At 34.1% G+C, this 232-nt stretch carries 1 protein-coding gene; it reads right to left on the bottom strand.

Features of this window, described 5'->3' with window-relative positions; translation table 11 throughout:
* On the bottom strand, window positions 1-186 hold a 186-nt coding region (locus tag AAEY80_RS14900; protein WP_350588648.1), incomplete at its 3' end, for a hypothetical protein.
* Window positions 187-232 lie beyond the last annotated feature (46 nt).

The raw sequence follows: 232 nt of genomic DNA, 5'->3' as shown, positions 1-232 counted from the left end.
ATTCCACTGTCCTAAAAATTGTTGCTTAGTCACTAATTCGCCGCGCTGATCGTTTAGCGTAAAATCAGACAATGGCTTTGCATTTTCGTAAACTAATGCATCTACATCTGGTGGACTATTTTCATTTGAACATGCTGATAAAAACAAAACTAAAACAACAATTAATCCAAGCCATAACTGCTTCATAAAGGGAGCCATTTATCTATAAATAAGATTACAAAGAGTACCATTA

Source organism: Psychrobacter sp. 78a-MNA-CIBAN-0178 (assembly GCF_040309625.1).
Taxonomy (GTDB): Bacteria; Pseudomonadota; Gammaproteobacteria; order Pseudomonadales; family Moraxellaceae; genus Psychrobacter; species Psychrobacter okhotskensis.
Note: the sequence above shows the minus strand (reverse complement) of the source record. Positions and strands in the feature narration are given on the sequence as shown.